Here is a 24,069-nt window from a genome sequence, read left to right on the forward strand (position 1 = left end):
AACACAAACCTAAAAATCAAATCTGGCATTAACAATTTAGGCCGCGTCTCAAATACATAGGCGCAAGCAGCTACAAGTTCATAGGTATTTTTTCGACTAAAAATTAGGTCACCAGCCTTGACTTCATATTCTTCGTTCAGCGGTGTTTGACTCGGTAAGGCCTTATTTTCGTTCCCTTTAAAAGTACAACTTGTAACCGCACCAAGTTTGAGAACCCCCATTCGTTCTCACCGGCTTCACGAGCTTCACATTTAGGGCTTTTTCCACTTTCAATATTTTTTAGAAGTTTCTCAAAAGGCTTCTTACCCCACCCTTTCTCATTACGAACAGGATCACCAAACATCTCCAAAAACACGCTTTTAACTAATTCATCAAGTTGATGCAGATATTGCTTGCGTTCGACAATTAAGTCATCTACCTTGTCAAGTAAGCTAACAATACGTTTTTGGTCATCGAGTGCCACTATTGGTATTGAACATTGCTTCACTTCTGTAAAATGATCAGCATAACCTCGACTTTTAATTTTAAGTCCTGAAAGAAAATAAAAAAGATACTTGTGATCAATCTGTGTTTTTTCTTTTGCTTCAAGAATTTTAACGTTTGGACCTGGGACGAAAGGTTGATCTACATATTTAGCTCGGCGGGTATGCCCTCCATATAGAACCAAACTTGGAGAAGGATTGATTACCAAGTCATCTCTGTTTGTCCACCCTTCTATATATTGAGCACCCTGTCCAATTACGGGGTAATTTCCTTCATTAAGATATTCAGACTTTGGTAAACCACGGGAACCAACTCCTCGAAATTTAATGGCATCACTAAATGATTCGAGTTCCGTACTCATCCAATCATCTCCTTTAATTCCAGCAGTTTTTTTAATATTCCACCTTTCACATTAGCCAAATCATATTCATTAGCCTCACCTACTTCAGCTTGAATCAGTCGATCTAAAATCACACTGGCCGCTTCGTATTTCACCTCTTCAAATACATCTGTTTTATATCGTGCTAATTGAAGGTCATAAGAATCTTCAGCTGCAATCTCAGCACGTGGCACCATAAAGCATTTATGCTCATCGTTGATGGCGCGGTCTTCACAGTCCGTTTCTGGGTTACGGGCATGATATTTAGCTACGATATCCTGCAAGTCACCAAAACCTTCCTGCTTAGTACGTTTATCGTCCAATGAATAACCATCAGACTGCATTTCATAAAACCAGGTGTATTCAGTAGCAGGCTTAGTGACTTTATCTTGTGCATCCCAGACTTTAGTGAATATCAAAATCGCGGTGCTGACCCCCGCATAGGGCTTGAATACCCCACTGGGTATGGTGATCACGGCTTTTAAATCGCAGCGGTCAACTAGTAACTGACGAATATATTTAAACGCTTTGCCACTGCCAAACAACACGCCTTGTGGAATGATCACACCGGCGGTACCACCTTTTATTAGCAGGTGATATATATTTTCCAAAAACAGCAATTCGGATTTGGTGGTACCGGATTGAAAACGCTCGTTAATATCGCCTTTGTCGATATTACCGGTAAAAGGCGGATTCGCCATGATGATGTTGTACTGTCCCTCTTCATCAAAGCTTTTGCTTAAGGTGTCTTTATAATCAATTTGTGGCTCGTCAATACCGTGCATCATCAGGTTCATTAAGCCCAACCGCACCATAGTGCCATCAATATCAAAACCGAATAAAGACGCATCGAGAATGGCCTGTGCTTCTGGTGTCAGTGTTGAAGCAACCGAAGTACGGACAAAGCCATCTTCATCTGGCTTGAGATCTTTAGTCCCTGCATTGATAGCCAATTGAGTAACAATATATTGGTAGGCACCCAATAAAAACCCAGAGGTACCACAAGCTGGATCCGCTATTTTATGACCCAGTTTCGGCTGCACCAGATCAGCCATGAGCTTGATGATATGGCGAGGGGTACGGAACTGACCATTTTTACCAGCGCTGGCTATTTCAGAAAGCAAAAACTCATAGACATCCCCTTGGATATCCTGAAAGTTTTGCCCTTTTTCTGCATCTTTTTCCATAATGAGAAATATCTCATCAATGGTTTTGATTGCCTCCACCAGCAAAGAAGGTTTGGGAATAATAAATACGGCATTACGCATATGATGCGTAAAGTTAGACTCGGTGCCATTTAAGTCTTTTAGAAATGGAAAGACTTTGAGCTGTACATGTGTAAGCATCTCTTCGGCTGGTTTGTGCTTGAATTCACTCCAACGCAAGTCTTTTCGGTCAATGCCGTGCTTTTCTTCATCTTGCTGCTGAATTTTTAACTTTTCATGCTCTGATGCATCAACTGGTATGGTTGTCCGATGCTCAGGTGGCACCCATTTATCTGCAAATTTTGATTGATAGCTTTCTCCCGACCATTCAGCATCTGCAAGCTTTTTTGATCCAGTTCATCCAAGCGTTTCATGAACAGCAAATAGGTGATTTGCTCAATGGCCGTGAGAGGATTTGAAATACCACCGGCCCAGAATTTATTCCAGAGCTGATCGATTTTGCTTTTAAGTTCGGGGTTATTTTGTAACATGTTTCTCTCGTTATACTTCTGCTTCGTCGGGATGTTTCAGCAAAATAAAATGCTCAACCAAACGAATCATCAGTTCTTTTTGTTCGGGCAGACTTTCAGCTACCAATAAAGCCAGTGCCACCAGGGTGTTGTCATTAATCAGTTGTTCAACTGGTTTTGCCAGTAGGTGCTGGTTGATTCGCAAATACCATAAAAACAAAAATGAACCAGTGCGTTTGTTGCCATCTGCCAAGGGGTGATTTTTAATCACTAAATACAATAAATTGGCGGCCCGACTGGCTGTATTGGGATAAAACAGCTCGTCACCGAAACCTTGTTCAATCGTGGCGATGGCAGATGCTAAACCATCCCCCCGCAATTGACCAAATAATTGCGTGGCCTCACCCTTGGTAATGAGTTCCTGCTTTAACTGATAAATGGCTTTGAGTGCATCATCAAAAACAAGTGCTTGCATGCCTGTTTGTGTTGACGTTTGTTCATCCAGACTTTGTTCATCATAGCCCTGTAACAAACTCCAACTGCGAGCATAGTCACTGATAACCGATAAAATGGCCGCACCTTCATCATTCACTAATTGTTGATTGGCCAGTGTACGCGAAAGTAGTTTGATGGCTTGTTCAAATTCTACGCCGCGCTCAGCTAGACGACGTTGGTTAAGCGTATAACCTTCGACCAGGTGTTGTTTTAATGTATTGGTTGCCCAGATACGAAACTGCGTCGCACGTTTGGAGTTAATGCGATAACCCACTGACAGGATGGCATCTAAACTATAAATTTTTCGTTTACGACCAACCTGTCTTGTGCCTTCTTTTTGAACTTGTAAGGAATCCTTACAAGTTGCCGCTTCCTGCAACTCACCTTCTTCAAAAATATTTTTTAGATGCATCGTGATATTTTGTGGTTTCACATCAAACAACATGGCAATCTGTGCCTGCGTCAACCACAGCGTTTCAGCATCCTGAGTGACTTCAAGTTGAATCGAGCCATCCTGAGATTGGTAGAGTTGAATTTGTTGCGTCGTCATTTGATTTATTTCCTTATTACGCTGCCAGTTGTTCCGTTAACTGCAGAATGTCATTTATCTCAGTGGGGCTAAATACACCACGTATGCCTTGGGGATGAATAACGGTGAATGGCGTATTGATGAGATCTTTTTTCTCGATTTTTTCACGTTCGATGATCACCTCTTTCAGCAAGGCCAGAAAGTCTAGTTGGCGTGTCGTTAAATTCGTATGTTGCTGTATGAAAAGTTCAAAAGCATCCGAAACCGTTTCGGGAAAACTTTTTAATAACTCCAACCCCAAAATATGGCGAATAAACTGTATAAATTGCGCTTTTTTGTTTTTATAAACTTGGCGTAGTAGCGCTTCCGTTATGTGTGGATGTTCTGCATGTAAGATATCAGCGAGGTCATTTGCTTCATCATCACCAATCGGTTGACCCGCCTGGAGCTTTTGCAAAATGGGGTTACTGTTGGTGAGCTCCCGGATAAGCTCTTCAACCATTTCTCGGTAGCGAGAGACGCTTACCGCCTCATGTTGAGGTCCGAACTCAACCATCTCTTTATTGATAACTTTATCTGTCAGGTTAAGGTGTACCTGTGACTTACCTTTATTATCAGGTTCACGGAACTTCATCAGAGGCGCTAGTTTCGCCACTAGATTATCCAGTCCATCTTCATCGAGATTAGCCCAAAAATAATTGCTTTGAGCACTTCGTATTAACGATTCTTCTAATTTTACAAAAGGCACTGTGAGCGGTAATTCGCTGATGAGTTCAATAATGCCAGTTTTTAATGTTTCCGCTTTGTCTTTCTCTCCAGACAAATCAGCTAATGAGTATTCAAGCAGATCACGCTCAAAACGCATGGCTTTAAAATCAGCATCTGACAGAGTACGAAATAGTGGCTTAATCTCAGTCCGTAAAAATTCCAGCTTTTGATGGGTAACGTTAATCCAGAAATTGGGTTCATTCACTATCGCTAGTGATGATGCAGCCTCTTTGATAGCAACAGAATTTTTTGGCAAACCTACAATCTGTTGCTGCAATTTTGCTATCTCGCGTTGTGCTAAATCTTGTTGACCTAACTCAATTGCTTTTTCAATTTTATCAATACGTAAGCCAACCAGTTTAACCGGAAGGGGTAACTGTACTTTGAGCTCTTTGCCTTTTGGTTCAAGTTTGAAATAGTCGAAGTTATCCCAGCAATCGATAATCAGGAAAATATCTTTTTTAGTACACCACGGCTTTATTTTTTTGGGTTCAAGCAGACGTGTTCCCCGACCAATCATTTGCCAGAATTTAGTGTATGAATAAACAGGTTTCGCAAAAACCAGATTAACCAGTTCACGAACGTCTATACCAGTGTCCAGCATATCGACACTAATCGCCACACGGGGCATATCATTATTAGTGAATTGATCGAGTAAACCACCCTTTCCGTATACTCTTGGATCATCTGATACCAAAACTTTAGCTAGTTCACCATGGTATTCAGGGTAGAGTCTGTCAAAGATAGTTTCTATTCGACGAGCATGAGCTTTTGATGAGCAAAAGAAGATTGTTTTGCCTGGCAAAACACCGTTGGAATCTTTTATACACTCATCCATGAACTCTTTAACAATCAGTGTATTGGTACCTTCGTTGATAACCTGTTTTTCTAACTGCGTACCTTCAAAATTGATCTCTTCAATCTCTTTACCCTCGAGTATCAATTTTTTCTGATCTTCGAGCGAAATAGTGCGCTTACTGATACCTTCCATCTGGAATTTAGTCTGAATTTTCATTACCTGAAAATTACATAAATAAGGCGGTACATTATTCACCGCCTCATCATAGGTATAGGCGAAGGTGGGTAAGCCATCCTCACAATGGAAAAGTTCGAAAGTATTATGATCAATAATGTCAGTGGGTGTGGCAGTTAGCCCCAACACAAGCGCATTGAAATAATTAAGAATTTCACCAAATGTGTTGTAAATAGATCGGTGACTTTCATCAACTACAATTACATCAAAAAAGTGTGGTGATAATGTCGTAATGGGATCACGAATAATGTTGAGCATTGAAGGATAGGTCGATACGTAAATTCGCCTATCTTTCGCAATGAGTTTTTCCCCCACATTCGGCCAACGTGGTTCATTTGGTAAATGTTCTTTAAACGCTGCCAAAGCTTGCTCACGCAGAGCAATTCGATCAACCAGAAACAAAACACGTTCAGCATAACCCGCACGCATTAATGAATCGACAAAGGCAATACACGTTCTGGTCTTACCTGTACCGGTTGCCATTACCAAGAGGAAGTCGCGTTTTTTCGCCTCGATGGCTTCCAATACAGAACGGATTGCACGAATTTGATAATCCCGACCCGCAATATCTTTGTTAATAAACTCTTGGGTTAACGGTTTTTTATTTCGACGAATATATTGCAACCGTTCCAGATCTGCCCGGCTTGGAAAACCGATGACTTTGCGAGGTGGGTAGTTTTCTAGATCCCAGAAGAATGTTTCATGACCATTTGTGTAATAACAAAAAGGAGTTCACCTCCCAACTGTTTCTGAATGTTGTAACAGTATTGCTTTGCTTGTTCCCGGCCGATGGCCGCATCTTTGCTGGTTTTTTTGCTTCAACAACCGCTAATGGCTTGCCATCTTTGCCCAACAAGACATAGTCACTAAACTGATGCCCTTCATATTTTGTTCGTGCTTCACGAACTCCTTCCGAAAGTTCCATCGTGATATCAAACTCTTCCACAACATGTGTGGGATCTTTTACATTCCAACCCGCGGCTTCTAATTGTTGGTCGATAAGTTCAGTGCGAGTTTGGGCTTCCGTTCTTGACATTACTTAATGCCCCTTTTCAAAAATCACTCATGAGAAACCAAAATTCCACTGCGTTATTAGTTGTTTTGTTTCTAAGGGATAAAATCATCTAACACATCGCTATTATCTTATCTGCAAAAGGCTTTATAGTTGGTGGAAAGATTTTTCAGTATCTACTTAAAATAAAAACTTTTCTTTTATAAACAGACACCTATAAAACCTGCTTTACAAGACTAAGAATGTATTCGATATTAGAATCATCAACGACCTGTATTTCATAATCTCCCGTTCCAAAATGTCCAATATTTGAAACGTTTTTGGCTATGCCCTTTTCATCTTTTAAGGTTCCAAACTTTGCGCCAATGTAGATTTTGAGCTTATCTTTCTGCAGAGCAAAACAAGCTACATTCTTATCCTTTTTTAAAGCTATATAGACTTTTTTTGGCTCTACTTCGATACCAGATGAAAGACTTTGAATTGAATCCCTAAATTGCTCATACAATTCATATATTTCTTCACTAGATTTCTCGCGATGATCTTCTTCGGTATAAACTTTTATCTCAGCAACTACCTGCTGATACTCTTCTTTACGTGTTACAGGTTTCACACTCTCTGCAGATGAACTTTTCTTAATTTCTTTTATTGAGACAGTATCATTCGTGTAACGAGTGACCTCCCATAGCTCTATGGCGATGTCTTTGAAATTAGTCGCCAATATTTGATTATCTGTGAATGAGGGCGAAACAAACACAACTCTTGATTGACTCCAATCTACATCTCCTCTTTTGAGGTTTTTGTTTAACTTTTCGTTGTACTCAATAATGAAGTCTGCTTTATTCTCGAGCATCAGGCTGAGATATGAAAATCCCTGATCAATCACACTGATATTTTTGCTCCTTTTATATTCAATAATGATAAAGGCTTTGGACTGTTCATCATAAGCCAGGCTATCTATCCGCTTATTCTTTATTGTGAATTCGCTTCTGACTAGCGTCAGCCCCATAACGGCGTCTAAATTAAGTTCAAATAGCGTCTGAATCTCTTTTTCTAACTTGAATGGTTTCTCTTTAATAACTTCAAGCTGATTATTCTTTCCAAATTTATATATAGCCATCTTTGTCACAATTTCCCTATAAAACGGCTAAGTTCGCCGAAATAATGCTTTAAACACGATTGCTTTATAAACGAATATAATTAGCAATGTTTTATATTTCCACTATTACATAAAATTCATCACAGCACTCACTAAGTCCGCCTTATGTAATAGGGCAAAATTTATTCATAACTAAAAGTTTCAAACACTTTATCTGTTGTCTCATTAGAGGGGTTTAAAGCCTTGTTGGTAGAATTTTTTAGTTCTTCCCATTTCTCAGCACTATAGTTTGCTGTTGAATCAATTACTGAACTGACACTATTAGACGCCGAGTCTTTGACTTGAGTTAGTATCTGTTGTGACTCTTCCTTAGCTTTGATAAGACATTCTTGATATCCGAATTGAATTTCAGTTTTGTAGAGAATGTTGTATTCATCTTGCAAATCTTTTTGTTCATCACAATATTCACCGGCTTCTACAACTGTAAACGTGCCAGCAACAACAAGAGCAGCAAAGGGGACAGCAGAAGTTAGAGCACCTGAAACACCTCTTGTTGTTCGTTTGAGAAATCTCTTGGTTGTTTTTACTTTTTTCTTTTTATGTTCAGCCTGTAGTGGTCAACTAATTCCGGACACAGGATTAGACAGATATTCCGCCTTTGCAGGTGGTAATCCATCATTAAATTGATGTGGTCGCTGCCAGTTGTAATAGTCCATCAAGTAGTAACTCACATCACGCATTGCTTCGTTCAGTCCTCTATAACCGAGCCTTGGCAACCATTCAGACTTCAAGCTACGAAATAACCGTTCCATTGGAGCGTTATCCCAACAATTACCACGACGACTCATGCTTTGCGTCATTCGATAGCGCCATAAACGCTGCCGATATTTCCGTGAGCCGTATTGGCTGCCCTGGTCACTATGGAACAAAACATTTTGTGGCCTCCCTCGTGACTCAAAGGCCATGTCCAAGGCTTTAACGGCCAAGTCTGCATCAGGCCTTGCCGACGTTGCCCAACCGATAACACGGCGACTATATAAGTCCAATATCGCAGCAAGGTAATGCCAGCGACTGCCAGTCCAGATATAGGTGATGTCACCACACCACACTTGATTGACTTTCTCTGGTTCAAACGCTCTATTCAATACATTCGGTATATCAGGTCTCTCAACGGTGGCTTGCTTATAGGCATGCGGTCCCGGTTGTTTACATATCAATCCCAACTCGTTCATCAGGCGAGTGACTTTAAAGCGGCCAATCTTGATGGACTCATCCCGTAACATGTCGACTAGTGTCCGGCTGCCCGCACTGCTGCGACTTTTGGTGAACAGCTCATTCACCTTAGCCCGCAATTGTAGCCGTGCTATATCAGGCTGTTTGAGGCGTTGCTGCCGGTCATAAAAGCTACTCAGGCCCACATCAAACAACGCGCAAATCAACGTCACGGTGCCATGCTCTCTTAACTGGTCTATCAGCGTGTAGAGCCGAGTTCGTCCGACATCAAGAGAGCGGTAGCCTTTTTTAATATGAACTTCTCTTGCTCCAGCCGTTTGATCCGAGCTTCAAGTTCTTTAATCCGTTGTTGCTCGGGCGTGAGCGCTTTAGATGCCGGTGTGACGCCGCCACGCTCGGCTTCCAACTGCTTCACCCAGCGACGCATCGCTGACGCACCCACGTCCAATGCTCGGCAGGCTTCTGGGATACTGTAATTTTGATCAACAACCAAGCTGGCTGCTTCAAGCTTGAATTCTGGGGTAAAACTTCTTCTTTGTTTTGTCATTGAACACCTCTGTGGAGGTCATAGTACCTCCTAAAATGGTGTCCGGGATCAGTAAACCACTACAGCCTTCATTTTTTCAACAATTTGTTGGGACTCCCTAAGTTGGCTTAATTCTTTTGCTGAAGTTGTAACCAATCCAAACGTCCCTAGAACTGTATTTAGAAACAATGAACCAATGAAAATAAGCACTGAAGCAGTTGCAGTCATCGTTAAAAAGATTTTTTTCATCACATTCCCTTTATCTATGCTCCATTTATTAGCTCATAAGATGAACTAAACTGAGTGACCAATTTATATTTCAAATATTGAAAATAAAAGATTTTAATTTCAGATGCTAAAACTTTATGTCAGTAATCGTTCAAACCCAACAATAAAAAAATGAAACAAGAAATCAAGAAGAATCAAGGGACCGTAAATTCTTCAATAGCAAACCTTCCTAATCTATCTCACCTGTTAGTCTATAACTCGTACTCCGTCCACCACCTGGGTTTTGTATAAAGAGTTGTCGCGTAACTATGATATTTAGGGTCAGTGTAAAAATAGCTTATTCACTGCACTTTATGCGGTGATTAATCCTCTTATTCACCGCAAACAGATATATAAAGTCCTATTCACTAAGGTTCTGCACATCAAACTGTACAGTTTGGGGTTGTCTGAGATTAGCCCTGAAATATTCGTGCAGTGAAGGTCAGTGATGGTGTATACCGTTTAGTGATCTTCATATGTGGGCTATTCAATAGTTCATTTTGCTAAATTTATTCAGCTAAGACTTTGAGTTGCCTATAAGCTGCACAGGCTTTATCTCTCTGAGAGATATGTTGCCGACTTTGAGATTGCCGAGCTTGTAAGGTCAGCATTGAACAAGCTTGTTGTGCATCCAACAGTTCAGCTTGTTTTGCCGTAGGCATAGATATTTGTGCAATCGTGGGCTCGTAACTAACAGCGGCTGAGCAATACATATTTTCCAATTTTTTATGTTTCCAGTGCTCACGTTTGTTATTGGTAAGATGTGAGCAGGTTTCAATAAAAAATGATTTAGCGGCAACCGTACACTCGGAGTATTCTGATACCAACTCATGCTTTGTTATGGCACAAACCGAATCGTGTTTAACTTTCCAGAATTGGTACTGATAGTCGACATTGTAATCTTGATATTTTACAACTTGAGTTTGTAGATCTGAGCCCATTACATCGGAAACATGTGACTGCATACCACCCGAGATAGTGCTGAGAAAAACCGAAAATGCGATGCTGATTGACTCCATGTGCTTTCCTTATTCCGTGTCAATTTTTCATTAAATTTACTTGAAAAAAAGCAGAGCGTTTGATGTTCCTCACTATTTCACCAACAGCAATCAATTATTTAGCGTCAAATACAACACTTGTCGCGACACATTTCCTACCTTCTATTTTTACGTGAACCGTTGCTTCTTTATTCATATACGCAGGCCCTTTCATTTGTGAAGCAAGAGGTGGGGATATCGTCAACGTCTTGTCACAGCGTTCAAATAGACTTTTCTGTGTGATATCCCCCGCGTTTAGCTGACGCATAATCATGCTTGAAGGGTGCAAACGAGCCACAAGGACTTTTATCGTGCCCTCAAATTGATAGGCATTATCCTCAGTTGCTTTGCTTTGGCTTGCCTGTTCTCGCTCGTTTTTGCTTGCCAGTACTTTATAGTCAGTAAATTTGCACCATCTGGCAGAACCACCACTGCTGGTGAGTTTAACTAGCTGACCATTTAATAACTTTAGCTTCGAGCCTGCGTGTTGCTCAAAAAATAACTTAGCCTCTTTGGCTGAAAAATTCTTATCAAGAAAATAGGCTCGGCAGTTTGCTGTCCCCGCGTCTTCCTTCTTGAGAAAAGTCAATTGAATAGGTAAGGGGCGTTTGACGTTGAACACGCCTAAACTGAGGGGGTGATCGACTTTCATGCGATAACTCTGCTCTGCAACGAACTCATGAGCAGCCCATGTTTTTTCATCCTTAAGGATCCCCTCAATATCTCCTATGCTTTCTCTAGAGAGAGTTGGTTTTGTGCCTCCTGCAAAGGCAGAAAAACTGAGAATAACTGACACAAATAAGAACATCATCTTGAACATCTATTACTCCATGTATATTGGTTGTAGCTTAGGTAAGCAAAGTAAAGTTGCTTAGATTGGATTATCTTTCACGGCTTAAATTTGTGGCTGGATGACAGCCGTTTTTTATAAGACCGGTTTTTTTGATCAATTGGGAATTGGATACTTTCTGAGTAGAGGCCATGATTATGGCAAGGTATCCGTTCCGAATGGTGTTTGAGTCCTTTTTGTAAACAACTCACTACTTTTTAGTAGCTGTAAGAAGTTGTTTATCTTGGTTAAATATTCCATAGTTTGTCACGCTAAGCAACGTTCAATTGTGATGAGCGTTATATTAAGGTTTCATAGACCAGATATTATCGTTCGGTCTTTTCGTAAAAATGACAGCTATCTTTTTACAGTGAATGTATAAATTTGTGATCAGTGATCGCTCTTAAATCACTTTTTTGACGATTTAATTCTTATATCCAATTGCAGTAAAACTTGCCCTGAATGAAGTAATGCCTTTTGTATGGCAGATAAATAGATATTCGCTCATTAAAGGCCCTTGGGAATCAAAATCAAAAAGGCCAAACAACTTACGCTGTTTGGCCTTTTTTTATTGATAGAAAATAATTAATCAGTGTGATTTCATGCGTTCAATCGTGGTGGTGAGTACACGTTTGATTTTATCGGTCGCTCCGGTAAACGCTTGTTTAACAGAGGCGGCGTCATGGGTGACCACATTAGGTTGATGACCTTCTATGCGAGCTTCAATCAGGCAGCGAATATCATCGGCTCCGCCTCGGTTTTCACTGTTTTGATCGCTTAGGTGGACTTCGATACGAGTGACGTGCTCGTCGAAGCGTTTAAGAGCGTGTTGTAATTCCTCACGAATCGAATCAGTGAGCGTATCGTCACCTGGAATATGACGATCGGTATTTACCTGAATTTGCATGTTATCTCCTTGAAAGGTGAATAAACCGCTTTTTATGACAATGTGAATTATTAAAGAATTCCATGGTCATTTTTTATATGGCGTTCATATTGACCTATTTCAAGCAACCCCCTTTAACCCAAAGCAAGTCATGGGTAAGGGCAATATTGTTAGACTCAAATATTTATTCTTCCAAAATCTAGTTAAGTTATCGTTTTCACTCAAAGGAGGACACGATGCAGCACCTTTATAAGTACAGCGCCGCGATCAGTATTATGGCCATCAGTCTCACTGGCTGTGGTGATACCTCAAAAATTGCTTCACAAGCTGATGTCGGGCCAAATCCCGTCCTGGTCGCGCCAGAATCATCGCTTATTCCTACATTAAATATTGCCCCCGCAGAAGGGTGGCCGATTGATGAAAAACCCACTGTTGCTGAAGGGCTGATGGTGAACCGGTTTGCTGTGGATTTAGATCATCCCCGCTGGTTGTATGTCTTACCCAACGGCGATGTTTTGGTGGCTGAGTCAAATGCACCGAAGAGCGAAAGCTCAGATTGGAGCTTTAAATCCTGGATTAAAGGCATGGTATTAGAAGATGCAGGTGCAGCTGTACCTAGTGCTGATCGCATTACCTTACTTCGTGATGAAGATAACGATGGCGTCGCTGAAACACGGCATGTGTTTTTAGAGAATCTGCATTCACCCTTTGGGATGGAGCTCATCGGCGATGATTTTTATGTCGCCAATGCTGATGAGATTGTGCGATTCCCCTATGAAGAAGGACAAACTCAAATCACGGCTAAACCAGAGCATGTGACAGATTTACCAGGTGGCCCCATTAACCATCACTGGACCAAAAATATTATTGCCAATGAAGATGGCACCAAGCTGTATGCCACCGTGGGTTCCAACAGTAATATTGGTGAAAACGGCATGGAAGCAGAAGAAAACCGTGCCGCCATTTTAGAAGTGGATTTGCAAACGGGTGAGAAACGCTTATTTGCCTCCGGTTTACGTAATCCAAATGGACTGGACTGGCAGCCACAAACTGGTGAACTTTGGACAACGGTCAACGAACGTGACGAAATTGGCAGTGATCTGGTGCCGGACTATATGACCTCAGTTAAAGAGGGTGCTTTCTATGGCTGGCCTTATAGTTATTATGGACAACATGTCGATACCCGAGTGCAACCACAACGGCCTGAGTTAGTAGAAAAAGCCATCAAACCCGATTATGCATTGGGCGCACATACGGCCTCATTGGGCTTGACGTTTTATGAAGCGGATTTACTGGCTGACAAATATCAGAATGGCGCGTTTATTGGACAACATGGCTCCTGGAACAGAAAACCGTTAAGTGGCTATAAAGTCATTTTTGTGCCATTTAAAAATGGTAAGCCTGATGGCCTGCCTCAAGAAATCTTGACGGAGTTCGTCAATGAAGATGGTGACGCAAGAGGACGTCCGGTCGGTGTGGTCGTGGATAAAATGGGCGGATTATTGGTAGCCGATGATGTCGGTAATACCATCTGGCGAGTTAGTCCAGAATAGTCGTTAAGACACATTCAGCAGACTGAAAGAGCAGATTTAGCAGCATCAATATGGTGCTGCTAAACGCTTTTTGTGTGCGACAAAAAAATGACCAAGCATGAGGGTTACCCCTAAAAAAGTATCTTTTGAGACGCACAGTGATCGATGAATCATCGTTCTCTCGATTCAACCGCTCAGCGATTTTTTTGAAACGTTAGGAAAATACGGCTATGGTCGATGTGTACTCAAGAAAAGTGGCGTTTTTAGACACAAACCCACTATCAACCAATAGCCTCTTCAATAAAGAAGTGAAGACAAAATAAGCCATGCCGATAGGATGCTATAACAGTGAATATTATGCCTTTGTTTATTATATTTTTTGCCCTTACTCTGTCTCTATCAGCCTGTGATGGACAAGGTGAGGACAAGAAAAACGAAGGTGCAGCAAAACAGGGCGCGAAGAGTCAGCAAGCTGTAGATGTCGGGTTCATTGAGATTAAACTTATCCCCGTTAATCGTAGTGATGAGCTACCCGGACGCGTGGTGTCCTATCAGGTTGCTGAAATCCGGCCACAAGTCAGTGGCATCATTCAGTCGCGATTGTTTAAAGAAGGGTCATTCGTAGAAGAGGGGCAGCAACTTTATCAGATAGATCCTGCTCGTTATGAAGCAGACTATAAAATGGCCATGGCTAATTTGCAGGATGCCAAAGCACGTGAAAAAAACGCAGAACTGCTAGTAAACCGCTATAAGTTGCTCATCCCATCCAATGCCGTGAGTCATCGAGAGTATGACGATGCACTTGCCAGTCATGAACAGGCAAAAGCGGCTGTCAGCCTGGCAGAAGCGGAAGTGAAAAATGCAAAAATCAACCTGGATTACACGCGCGTTTATGCCCCAATAAGCGGCTATATTAGTCCATCAAGTATTACAAAAGGCGCGCTTGTGACATCGCAACAAGAAATGCCGCTTGCCACGGTACGTCAACTTAATCCCGTTTACGTTGATTTGTCACAATCCGTAGAAGAAGTACGTGATTTGCAAGAACGTCTCTCGGCCTTACGCCTCAATAAAGCCTCCAAAGCCGAGTACGAAGTCTCACTATATATTGGTAACTCAAAACAACTTTATCCACACAAGGGCACGCTAGATGCCACGGATTTCTCTGTCGGTATGCAGACGGGCGCTATACGTTTGCGATCTGTGTTCGAAAATCCAAATACGATTCTTTTGCCAGGCATGTTTGTCTGGGCCTCCGTTGAGGAGCTTGGGCGTACCAAAGCGATCGTGATTCCACAAAAAAGCGTCATCATTGGTGCTGAGGGTAAAAAGAGTGTGTGGTTAATTGATGCTGACAATAAAGCGAGCAAGCATCCGGTTGAAATTGGGACGGCTTATGGCAACAACTGGATTGTGCTCAATGGCCTCGAAACTGGCGATCGTCTGATTGTAGAAGGAACGATGATGCTACGGCCCGGTGCCACTGTGAAGCCTCAACAAATGGAAGCCGAGTTGAGTGACATAAGTCCTGATATAGCGCCTGATTCATCCGAAAACGCCTCATCCTCAGCGACTAATGAACATACTCCATCAGACAAAGCGGCTCAGAAAGAGGGTCAGCAGAACATGAGCGAGGATCGCTAGACATGCTCTCACGCTTTTTTATAGACCGCCCTATCTTCACCTGGGTAATTGCCTTTTTCATCATCGGCTTTGGTTTGTTTTCGCTCTTTGAATTGCCGGTTGAACAATATCCCAGCATCGCACCGCCGAAAGTGTCCATATCCGCTACCTATCCTGGCGCATCAGCTGAAACACTTGAAAACACAGTGACACAGGTGATTGAGCAAAACCTGACAGGTATCGATAACCTTCGTTATATTCAGTCGCAAAGCTCTTCCTCTGGCCGAGCCACCATTACACTGACTTTTGAGCCTGGCACCGACACCGATATCGCTCAGGTACAAACTCAAAATAAAGTCTCACAGTCCTTATCTTCCTTGCCAACGATTGTTCAGCAGTTGGGCGTGCCTGTTGAAAAAGCAGGCAATAGTAACGCGTTGATTATTGGGTTTTACGCCAAAGACGGTTCAATGGACCGGAATGATATCTCAGACTTTTTGGTATCCAATATTGAAGAACCGCTAAGTCGTGTTGATGGTGTCGGAAAAATTCAAACCTTTGGTGCCGAACATGCCATGCGGATCTGGCTCGACCCGCGGAGTATGAATAATTTTAATATCACTGCATCAGATGTGATTAATGCTATTCAAGAACAAAATGTGCAACTGGCGACAGGTGAGATAGGCGGCACGCCACAGGCAAAAGAACAGCAGATTAATGCCACCATTACCGTGCAGTCTCTGCTTTCTACACCAGCCGAGTTTGAGTCCATTTTATTAACAGTGCTTGAAGATGGCTCGCAGGTCACTTTGGGAGATGTCGCTCGGGTCGAAATAGGGGCTGAAGACTACAATATTATTGGTCGTTGGAATCGACAACCGGCATCGGGTATCGCTATTGAACTGGCTTCCGGAGCCAATGTGCTGACGACCATTGAGAACGTCAAAGAACGCGTTAAAGACTTCGAGAGCATCATTCCGCCTGGCCTTGAGGTGGTGTACCCCATTGATGTATCAACATTTATTAAGTCGTCTATTTTTAATGTGGTGATGACCCTCTTCATGGCCATCGGTTTGGTCATTCTGGTCATTTTCATTTTCTTACAAAATATCCGGGCAACATTTATTCCGGCAATTGCTATTCCTATTGTGTTGCTTGGCACATTTGGGGTGATATTGACGCTCGGTTATTCAATCAATGTACTCACCCTGTTTGCTCTTGTGCTTGCCATCGGCATGTTGGTGGATGATGCGATAGTCGTCACCGAAAATGTGGAGACAAAATTAGAGCAAGATCCGGATCGCGATCCTAAAGAAGCCACTCGTGCCGCGATGAAGGAAATTTCTGGCGCGCTTGTTGGCACCACGGTGGTTATCTGGGCAGTATTTTTACCGATGAGTTTTTTGAGGGCTCGGTCGGGGTGATTTATCGTCAATTTTCCATCACGATTTCTGTCGCCATGGCGATATCACTGTTTATCGCCTTGACCTTATCCCCCTCTCTTTGTGGCGAGATTTTGAAATCAAGAAAAAGCCAAAAAGAGAAGGGATTCTTTGGTTTATTTAATCGTGGCTTTACGAATCTTCGCCATGGCCATAAAACACTGCTGGACGGTCTGCTTGAGAATAAAGTTGTCTTACCGGCTGTGTTTCTTATTCTCATCGTGATCACCGCCATCACGCTCATGCGTATTCCCTCATCATTTCTCCCGGATGAAGATCAAGGCCGTATATTTACTTTGTTAACCGGACCACCCAGCTCTTCACTGGTGCAAACCGTCGAAAAGGTGAAAAAAATAGAAGATTTCTATCTGGATGATGCGGGTGATGCGGTTGACGGCCTTTTTACAGCTGCCGGTTTTAGCTTTTCAGGTCAGGGACAAAATGTCGGGCTCGCCTTTGTCAAAATGAAGAACTGGGATGAACGCGGTGAAGAAAATAATGTATTCAACATTAAGGACCGGGCAGCGCAGGCTTTGTCACAAGTTCGTGACGCTATGATCTTTCCTATCGCCCCCCGGCCATAAGTGCGTTGGGTAATTCCGGTGGTTTTGAGTTTCAGCTTGTTAACCGTGCCGGCCTTGATCATCAACAGCTTGTTGATGCCACCAATCAGTTTTTAGCGCTCGCCAATCAGAGTCCGCTTTTAACCCAGGTCCGTTTTAATGGCTTAAATGACAGTCCGCAATACGATCTCAAGATCGATCACATTAAAACACGTGCACTCGGTGTTCCATTAAACACGGTCAACCAGACACTAAGCTCTGCATTAGGCGGCACTTACGTTAATGATTTTTTAGAAAATGGACGTATAAAACGCGTTTATGTTCAAGCTGATATCCCCTTCCGTATGCTGCCCGAAGATATCGATGACTGGTTCGTTCGCAATAATAATGGCGATATGGTGCAACTGGTGGAAATTGCCTCGGGTGAATGGACTTATGGTTCGCCCAAATTGACACGCTTTAATGGTGCAGCTTCAAGAGAAATACAAGGCTCGACAACACCCGGTGTGAGTTCAGGCGACGCATTACAGGAAGTATTAAAACTGGCAGAAAAACTGCCTGAAGGACTGGATGTGGCCTGGACAGGTTTGTCTTATGAAGAAAAACAGGCGGGGACGAATACCCTTTTTCTTTATATCGTGTCGGCATTAGCCGTGTTTTTCATCCTCGCAGCACTTTATGAAAGCTGGGCTATTCCCGTCGCTATTATGCTAACCGTACCACTGGGCATTTTTGGAGCTGTCGTCGCAACCTGGCTCACAGGACAAGCGAATGATGTGTATTTTCAGGTTGGTCTGTTAATTACGATAGGCCTTGCTGCTAAAAATGCGATTTTGATTGTTGAGTTTGCAAAAAATAATTTCGAAGAAGGACAAACGGCTTTTGATGCCGCTTATTCAGCAGCACAGCAGCGTTTTAGACCTATTTTAATGACCTCGCTCACTTTTATTCTCGGTGTACTGCCATTAGCATTCGCATCCGGGCCAGGGTCAGGCGCACAAAACGCTATTTCTGTCAGCGTGCTTGGTGGCATATTTACGACGACACTCTTTGTCGTTTTCTTTGCACCGTTCCTCTTTATTTGGGTCTATCGTCTTTTTAAAAAGGAAGTTGTGAAAGAGCATCAGACTTCAAATCAGGATGAGAAAAATGCATAGGGCCTGTTCTGAACAGATATGTTGAGATTCATCTTATTGACTAAAAATAGCCGTGCAGAAGTCAGTCGAAGTATGTTTTATGTCACTTTGTTGTTAGCTATACCGCAAACTAAGGAAAGATCGGTGCTTTTTGCTGTCTTATCGTTTTAAGATAGCTATCATTAATCAGTGAATATCTCGGGAGCCTTTTTCAACGATGAGAAAAAAGTCTAGCTCACTTACTCTATTGCTCACACTGATATCCGGTGCGCTGGCTTATACCGGCTTGAGTCAGGCAGATGAATCCGCCAATAATGGTCCGGATTGTGAGAATGTCAGTATCGATTATCTGGATGATCCCTCGCTGACCCGGGCTGAAAAGCTGGCGCGCATGGAGCAAGCGCTGAGTGATTCTCTGCATCGCTTTGAATTATGCAATATGGCCATCTCTGCTAATTCATCATCAACCAATAGTGGCAATGGATCTGGCTCTGGTTCAGGTACTGACGGTGGTGGCGATTCAGGAAACGGTAACGCAGCAGGCGGTGCCAGTGGCACGGAATCTGTTGCCAGTGACACTATGCAGGGCACAGAACAAGCCCCATCAACCGATACAACGGCTGCCACCGCAGCAAATTCACAAGAATCTACAGAATCAGGTTCTGGTGATATATCCGCCTCAGGTAATATCGCTAAGAATGGTAAGATTCCGGAAGATATTCCGCCCGCGGATAATGATGATGCGATCGCAGCACAAATTCGTGTCGCCGCTGAAGCTGAAACCGATCCAGAGATACGCAAAAAGCTCTGGGATGAATACAGAAAATATAAGGGTATGAACGTTGAACATTGATCGTTTTAGAAAGCCATCCAAGTTTCTTGTCTACCTGCTGGTGATGCTGCATGTGCTCACGGGGTGTGCCACTACCTCCGGCTCAGGTGTCGATGTTGGACCGCGTTCGTCTTCCAGCTTTAGTGAAGATATGTCAAAAACAGCCTACACCGGCCCGAAAATGGATGTGGTGATTCCTGTTTTCTCGCCGGGCCTTTCTGGCAAGGCAGCCAATTATGAAGAAGAAGGTGTATGGCCGGAACTGCGTCGAGCAGAAGCCAACCGTTTTGCCTATAAACTCAAAAAAGCCTTAGATGATACTGGCAAGTTCGGCGCTGTCAGGGTCACGCCAGATAAAACCGCTTCTGGTGATTTATATGTATTAGGCAGTATTGTTGAGTCAAACGGTCTGGAAGTAGAATTTGATATGCAAGTGGTTGATGCCAGCGGCAAAGAGTGGCTGGACGACAATATCGATTACGAAGTGGGCGATGGTTTTTATAAAAACCCCAGAAATACCGATAAAGACCCGTATGATCCCGCGTTTAATCAAGCAGCAAACGATATTGTTAAAGCCTTACTAAAACAAAAACCATCAGATTTAAGCACGGTAAAACATATTGCCGACTTACGCTTTGGCGCCAGCTTTAACGATAAAGCCTTTGATGACTATCTCGACACCAGCTCCACCCCTATCAAATTAACGGGTTTACCTAGCGAGTCCGACCCACTCTATGAACGTGTGAAAGCGATTCGCGTTAAAGAACAGTTATTTGTGGATAATCTACAACCTAACTATGCCGCTTTTTCACAAAAAATGAATGACAGTTATCTGACTTGGCAAAAAGCCAGCGCGACAGAACTAAAACTGCAGCAGGAAGCACAGAATGAAAGTCTGATGAAGATTATTGGAGGTGCGTTGTTGATTGCAGCAGCGGTAGCCGTCGGCTCCAATGGCAATCGTAATAACAATACCTTAGGCAGAGATATGGTCACCATTGCTGGCGGTGTTGGCGGTGCAGTATTGATCACCAGTGGCATTACCTCTCGCGGAGAGGCCAAGTTTCATCAAGATGCTATAAACGAACTGGGCCAGTCGTTGGATTTGGAAATGTCGCCTCAGGTGATTGAGTTTGAAAACCAAAGCACCAAACTGACCGGTAATATGGAGCAGCAGTTCCAACAATGGCGCGCCTTCATGGCTCGCATGTATGAGCTTGAATCGACACCCGATAAAGCGCTTTAATATTCGTCATGATCAACGAAGAAATACGCAGAGCCAAGCAGGCGAAACAACAGCGCCTGCTCATTGGCATCATTATTGTTCTTTCGCTCATTGTCGTGACGGGGCTCGTGCTATTCAGCCTCAATAACGTTCGATTTAACAGCAACCCTTCTGCTGAAGAGCCAACACCAGACAAACAAGCCACACCACAAAAAATCGAAGAACCTAAAAACGAAGAAGACATCGCCGCATTACGCCAAGCCTATCTGGATGCCTTTTCTTTTTATGAAAATACCTTAAAACCGCAACTGGAGAAAATTGATATCGACAGCTGGGATAAGACACTGGCCGAGACCTTAAAAAGCCAGGAACAAACTGCTGTGGATACCTTCGGTGCTGGTCAATATGCCAAAGCCAAGCAAGCGATCGATACGCTAACGCAAACCGCCGAGAAGACACTGACTGACAGTGAGGCTGCTTTTGAACAAGCCATGCAGAAAGCACAAGCGGCGTATGACAATTATGATTATCAACCAGCCCGTCTGGCGATAGATGATGTACTTATTCACAAAGCTGATTCAACAGAGGCCAAGGCGCTAGAACAGAAAATAGAAAAGATCCCACAGATTGTAGAGCTGAATGAAGCGATTCGTGTTGCCAGAAATGAAAATAATCCAAGTAAAGAGCTATCTCTGATTGAGGATTTACTGAAAATCGAGCCGGATCGGGAAGAGATGAAACAGCGGGCTAATGTTCTGCGTACGCAACTGGCCGAGTCACGGTATAACCAGGCCATATCTCAAGCCTATAAAGCGATTGAGCAACGGCAAGCTGGAAACGCCAGACAAGCCCTGAAACAAGCACAACAAATTTATTCCAATCGTCCTGAAAATAAAGAAGTCAGCGCAGCACTGGCAACACTGGAATCACAGCTTCGCTTTGAAGAACATGTTGCCGCTGCTGATAAGGCACAAAATGCCGATAACTGGGAAGTCACTAAACAGGAATTAAGTGCCGCCCTAAAAGAACGCCCAGCCAATAAAGACCTGATTGATCGTTTAAACCAGGCCAAACGGATTGTGGAAATCGACCAAAATATTCAGAGCTTGTTACAAAATCCTTATCGTCTTAACAATCCCGCAGTCAAAGCCACGGCTGATATCAATGTCATCCAAGCAGAATCTTTTAGTGCTCAAAGCCCGTCTCTGGCAAAAGCAGCTCAACAGTTGAAGTCCACCATCAATGCCGTGAATACTCCGGTGAACGTGAATGTCATTTCCGATGGAAAAACCTTTGTCTCTGTGAGGGGTGTGGGTAAAGTCGGTGAAACTACCGGCAAAACGATTCAGCTCAAGCCCGGCACCTACTCCTTTGAAGGCAAGCGTGAAGGGTATCGCTCCAAGTTGATTGAAGTGAGCATTCCGCTTAACCGTAGCGATGTCCAGGTCATCGTGATTGCAGATGAGCGAATTTAACCAGGCAATTGAGGCTGCAAAACGCCAACAACGCCGAATGCTGTTGTGGCTGGGTTTGGGTTTTATTGTGGTCGCCTGTTTTGTTGCTGCAGCGTTAATCGCTTCCCGAGCTACACCAATTCAGGTGCTGCCTGAAACTATCAACCAGGATGCCCAGATTAATGTCAGTCGTGGCCTTGCCCTGATAATTGATCATCATTTATACAGCCTGTCAGATTCAGCGGAAGTAGAAGCCTCAGCGCCAGGTTATCAAACGGCCAAACAGCGTATTTCAGAATCCAGCTTTGGCAAAGTGACACAAATCACGCTTGAGCCGCTGCCAGCCCAAGTCGTTTTGAAAACCTCTCTCGAAGATAATAAAACCAGTTGGTACATCGACAAGAAGCTCACCGCCATCAGCAATACCCTTGAGACATCATTGGAACGAGGTGATTACAGCATCACAGCCAGTCATCCTTACTTTGAGCCTATTAGTGAAAATTACGCACTGAAACCGGGTGATGTCGTTGAAAAGACCTTGAGTATGACGCCCATCTCGGGTGAGTTATCGCTAAGCACTCAGCCAGCGGGGGCAGCAGTGAGCATAGATGGAGAAGAAGTCGGACAAGCGCCTATGTCGACATCACTGCCCGGCGGACGATATTCATTGCAAATCCACAAAGCAGGTTTTGAGACCATCACGGATTCTATCGATATCACACAAACAGCTAAACAGGTCAGCAGACAGTATCGACTGCAAGCAGAACGCGCCCGAGTGAATGTCAGCGTATCGCCTGTGGGTGGCACCTTAACAGTGAATGGTATTGATACGCCTGTTGCTGATGTCATCAAAATCGAGGCCAATCAGGACGCCGTATTGAAGTATAAAAAATCCGGCTATTTTTCACAGTCACAACGCGTCAATCTTAAGCAAGGTGAAAGCACTGACCTTAATTTCGAGCTGAAAAAAGAAATGGGCAAAGTCGTGATTGAGTCGACGCCTCAAGCGTCAGTCACGATTAGTGGCAAAGCCATCGGACAAACACCCTTAAACTTAACGCTGGATGCCTTGCCACAGACGATTCGTTTCGATTTGGCAGGCTATCGCTCTGAGACTCGCACCATCACGCCTACAGCAAAATCCACCAGCAGTGTCTCGGTGAATTTACTAACTGAGAAACAAGCTCGTCTGCAAGAAGCGCCGAGAAGCTATAAAACCTATGCCGGTGATGAAATGCAGTTATTCACAGCCAATGACACCATCATCATGGGTGCAGAGCGCAGTGAAGCCGGGCAACGAGCCAATGAGTTTATCCGTAAAGTCACAATTAACCGCCCGTTTTATGCGGGTGTGCACGAAGTCAGCAATCAATCGTATGCACAGTTTGATAAAAGCCATAGCGGTGGCCCCAACTTGCCCGCCACCTCTGTCAGCTGGCTAGAGGCAGTACGTTATGCCAACTGGTTAAGTCAGGCAGAAGATTTAACGCCAGTGTATAAAATCAACGGCAATTCCGTTACTCACATTAACGATCAAGCCGATGGTTATCGTTTGTTGACCGAGGCTGAGTGGGAATGGTTAGCCCGAAAAGCAGGCCGGTCTGCTCAAACAGTCTTCGTTTGGGGCAATGACAAAACGATACCACCTAAAGCCGCCAATATTGCTGATGAGTCTGCAAAAGGATCGGTGACGCATTATGTACCGCGCTATAACGATGGTTATGCAGGTGTGGCGCCAGTAAAGTCGATGAAACGAGAGTTATCAGGCCTGTTTGATATGGGCGGTAACGTCAGTGAATGGACACATGACAGCTACTCACTTACTGTACCCAAACAAGGGCGTACTTATTCACAAACACTGGATACTACACTCGTTGATGAGCATGTCGTTAAAGGTGCTAATTGGCGCTCAGGCACACTCACAGAATTAAGAGCGTCATATCGCGATGGCGCAAGCCAGCCCAGAGATGATATCGGTTTCCGACTGGGTCGCTTTGTTTACGGAGGTCAATAA

At 43.4% G+C, this 24,069-nt stretch carries 19 protein-coding genes and 1 pseudogene; 7 read left to right on the forward strand and 13 right to left on the reverse strand.

From position 1 onward, the window contains the following. Window positions 1–136 precede the first annotated feature (136 nt). From QUE24_RS06665 to QUE24_RS06725, 13 genes are all read right to left on the reverse strand, one after another. Window positions 137–844: a restriction endonuclease subunit S gene (locus QUE24_RS06665; protein WP_286305827.1), complete on the reverse strand. Its 708-nt coding sequence runs from the start codon at window positions 842–844 to the stop codon at window positions 137–139. After that, window positions 841–2,352, reverse strand: coding sequence for an HsdM family class I SAM-dependent methyltransferase (locus tag QUE24_RS06670; RefSeq protein ID WP_286305828.1), 1,512 nt, complete (start codon window positions 2,350–2,352; stop codon window positions 841–843). Before QUE24_RS06670 ends, QUE24_RS06665 begins: the two co-directional genes overlap by 4 nt. Next, window positions 2,295–2,558 carry a type I restriction-modification system subunit M N-terminal domain-containing protein gene (locus QUE24_RS06675; protein ID WP_286305829.1) on the reverse strand — a complete coding sequence of 88 codons (264 nt, stop codon included), beginning with the start codon at window positions 2,556–2,558 and terminating at the stop codon, window positions 2,295–2,297. Before QUE24_RS06675 ends, QUE24_RS06670 begins: the two co-directional genes overlap by 58 nt. Window positions 2,559–2,568: 10 nt before the next feature. Then, the gene (locus QUE24_RS06680) at window positions 2,569–3,582 is read right to left on the reverse strand and encodes a virulence RhuM family protein/type II toxin-antitoxin system death-on-curing family toxin (RefSeq protein WP_286305830.1); all 1,014 of its coding nucleotides are present in this window, start codon (window positions 3,580–3,582) and stop codon (window positions 2,569–2,571) included. A gap of 16 nt (window positions 3,583–3,598) precedes the next feature. Then, window positions 3,599–5,986, reverse strand: coding sequence for a type I restriction endonuclease subunit R (locus tag QUE24_RS06685; protein ID WP_286305831.1), 2,388 nt, complete (start codon window positions 5,984–5,986; stop codon window positions 3,599–3,601). Window positions 5,987–6,062: 76 nt separating this feature from the next. Then, the gene (locus tag QUE24_RS06690) at window positions 6,063–6,398 is read right to left on the reverse strand and encodes a type I restriction endonuclease (protein ID WP_286305832.1); all 336 of its coding nucleotides are present in this window, start codon (window positions 6,396–6,398) and stop codon (window positions 6,063–6,065) included. 190 nt (window positions 6,399–6,588) lie between these two features. After that, window positions 6,589–7,491 (reverse strand): DUF5655 domain-containing protein, encoded by a 903-nt coding sequence (locus tag QUE24_RS06695; RefSeq protein WP_286305833.1) that lies wholly within the window; start codon window positions 7,489–7,491, stop codon window positions 6,589–6,591. A gap of 161 nt (window positions 7,492–7,652) precedes the next feature. Then, window positions 7,653–7,913 carry a hypothetical protein gene (locus QUE24_RS06700; protein WP_286305834.1) on the reverse strand — a complete coding sequence of 87 codons (261 nt, stop codon included), beginning with the start codon at window positions 7,911–7,913 and terminating at the stop codon, window positions 7,653–7,655. A 174-nt stretch (window positions 7,914–8,087) separates the two neighbouring features. Then, window positions 8,088–9,250 (reverse strand): IS3 family transposase gene (locus QUE24_RS06705; RefSeq protein ID WP_286304156.1). Its coding sequence is split into 2 segments (ribosomal slippage): window positions 8,088–8,995 and window positions 8,995–9,250, totalling 1,164 coding nucleotides; the frame shifts between segments, so codons are not numbered across the junction. 48 nt (window positions 9,251–9,298) lie between these two features. Then, entirely contained in the window at window positions 9,299–9,478 is a 180-nt protein-coding gene (locus QUE24_RS06710) for a hypothetical protein (RefSeq protein WP_286305835.1), read from the reverse strand. A gap of 527 nt (window positions 9,479–10,005) precedes the next feature. Further along, window positions 10,006–10,515, reverse strand: a complete 510-nt coding sequence (locus tag QUE24_RS06715) for a hypothetical protein (RefSeq protein WP_286305836.1) — start codon at window positions 10,513–10,515, stop codon at window positions 10,006–10,008. Between the two features lie 94 nt (window positions 10,516–10,609). Continuing rightward, window positions 10,610–11,353, reverse strand: coding sequence for a hypothetical protein (locus tag QUE24_RS06720; RefSeq protein WP_286305837.1), 744 nt, complete (start codon window positions 11,351–11,353; stop codon window positions 10,610–10,612). Window positions 11,354–11,951: 598 nt separating this feature from the next. After that, a complete protein-coding gene (locus tag QUE24_RS06725) occupies window positions 11,952–12,269 on the reverse strand; it encodes an HPF/RaiA family ribosome-associated protein (protein WP_007144355.1) in 318 nt (105 codons plus the stop codon). Between the two features lie 215 nt (window positions 12,270–12,484). Here QUE24_RS06725 and QUE24_RS06730 point away from each other — a divergent pair, with 215 nt between their 5' ends. The 7 genes and pseudogenes from QUE24_RS06730 to QUE24_RS06760 all read left to right on the forward strand — a co-directional run bounded on the left by QUE24_RS06730 (window position 12,485) and on the right by QUE24_RS06760 (window position 24,069). Then, the gene (locus tag QUE24_RS06730; RefSeq protein WP_286305838.1) at window positions 12,485–13,801 is read left to right on the forward strand and encodes a PQQ-dependent sugar dehydrogenase; all 1,317 of its coding nucleotides are present in this window, start codon (window positions 12,485–12,487) and stop codon (window positions 13,799–13,801) included. A gap of 336 nt (window positions 13,802–14,137) precedes the next feature. Next, the gene (locus QUE24_RS06735) at window positions 14,138–15,424 is read left to right on the forward strand and encodes an efflux RND transporter periplasmic adaptor subunit (protein WP_286305839.1); all 1,287 of its coding nucleotides are present in this window, start codon (window positions 14,138–14,140) and stop codon (window positions 15,422–15,424) included. Window positions 15,425–15,426: 2 nt separating this feature from the next. Next, a pseudogene (locus tag QUE24_RS06740) lies at window positions 15,427–18,565 on the forward strand (efflux RND transporter permease subunit). A 196-nt stretch (window positions 18,566–18,761) separates the two neighbouring features. After that, window positions 18,762–19,397 carry a hypothetical protein gene (locus QUE24_RS06745; RefSeq protein ID WP_286305840.1) on the forward strand — a complete coding sequence of 212 codons (636 nt, stop codon included), beginning with the start codon at window positions 18,762–18,764 and terminating at the stop codon, window positions 19,395–19,397. After that, entirely contained in the window at window positions 19,387–20,622 is a 1,236-nt protein-coding gene (locus tag QUE24_RS06750) for a hypothetical protein (protein WP_286305841.1), read from the forward strand. The genes QUE24_RS06745 and QUE24_RS06750 overlap by 11 nt, the downstream gene beginning before the upstream one ends. 8 nt (window positions 20,623–20,630) lie before the next feature. Beyond that, on the forward strand, window positions 20,631–22,076 hold the full coding sequence (locus tag QUE24_RS06755) for a tetratricopeptide repeat protein (protein ID WP_286305842.1): 1,446 nt from the start codon (window positions 20,631–20,633) through the stop codon (window positions 22,074–22,076). Further along, window positions 22,063–24,069 carry a PEGA domain-containing protein gene (locus QUE24_RS06760; protein ID WP_286305843.1) on the forward strand — a complete coding sequence of 669 codons (2,007 nt, stop codon included), beginning with the start codon at window positions 22,063–22,065 and terminating at the stop codon, window positions 24,067–24,069. The genes QUE24_RS06755 and QUE24_RS06760 overlap by 14 nt, the downstream gene beginning before the upstream one ends.

It is taken from the genome of Methylophaga marina, assembly GCF_030296755.1.
Classification (GTDB): domain Bacteria; phylum Pseudomonadota; class Gammaproteobacteria; order Nitrosococcales; family Methylophagaceae; genus Methylophaga; species Methylophaga marina.

Bases quoted from the DNA above. Each gene is read 5' to 3' on its own strand.
- QUE24_RS06680 (WP_286305830.1), bottom strand. From the start codon at position 3,582: ATGACGACGCAACAAATTCAACTCTACCAATCTCAGGATGGCTCGATT.
- QUE24_RS06695 (WP_286305833.1), bottom strand. From the start codon at position 7,491: ATGGCTATATATAAATTTGGAAAGAATAATCAGCTTGAAGTTATTAAA.
- QUE24_RS06710 (WP_286305835.1), bottom strand. From the start codon at position 9,478: ATGAAAAAAATCTTTTTAACGATGACTGCAACTGCTTCAGTGCTTATT.
- QUE24_RS06745 (WP_286305840.1), top strand. From the start codon at position 18,762: ATGAGAAAAAAGTCTAGCTCACTTACTCTATTGCTCACACTGATATCC.
- QUE24_RS06675 (WP_286305829.1), bottom strand. From the start codon at position 2,558: ATGTTACAAAATAACCCCGAACTTAAAAGCAAAATCGATCAGCTCTGG.
- QUE24_RS06690 (WP_286305832.1), bottom strand. From the start codon at position 6,398: ATGTCAAGAACGGAAGCCCAAACTCGCACTGAACTTATCGACCAACAA.
- QUE24_RS06725 (WP_007144355.1), bottom strand. From the start codon at position 12,269: ATGCAAATTCAGGTAAATACCGATCGTCATATTCCAGGTGACGATACG.
- QUE24_RS06760 (WP_286305843.1), top strand. From the start codon at position 22,063: ATGAGCGAATTTAACCAGGCAATTGAGGCTGCAAAACGCCAACAACGC.
- QUE24_RS06730 (WP_286305838.1), top strand. From the start codon at position 12,485: ATGCAGCACCTTTATAAGTACAGCGCCGCGATCAGTATTATGGCCATC.
- QUE24_RS06720 (WP_286305837.1), bottom strand. From the start codon at position 11,353: ATGTTCAAGATGATGTTCTTATTTGTGTCAGTTATTCTCAGTTTTTCT.
- QUE24_RS06665 (WP_286305827.1), bottom strand. From the start codon at position 844: ATGAGTACGGAACTCGAATCATTTAGTGATGCCATTAAATTTCGAGGA.
- QUE24_RS06715 (WP_286305836.1), bottom strand. From the start codon at position 10,515: ATGGAGTCAATCAGCATCGCATTTTCGGTTTTTCTCAGCACTATCTCG.
- QUE24_RS06755 (WP_286305842.1), top strand. From the start codon at position 20,631: ATGATCAACGAAGAAATACGCAGAGCCAAGCAGGCGAAACAACAGCGC.
- QUE24_RS06735 (WP_286305839.1), top strand. From the start codon at position 14,138: ATGCCTTTGTTTATTATATTTTTTGCCCTTACTCTGTCTCTATCAGCC.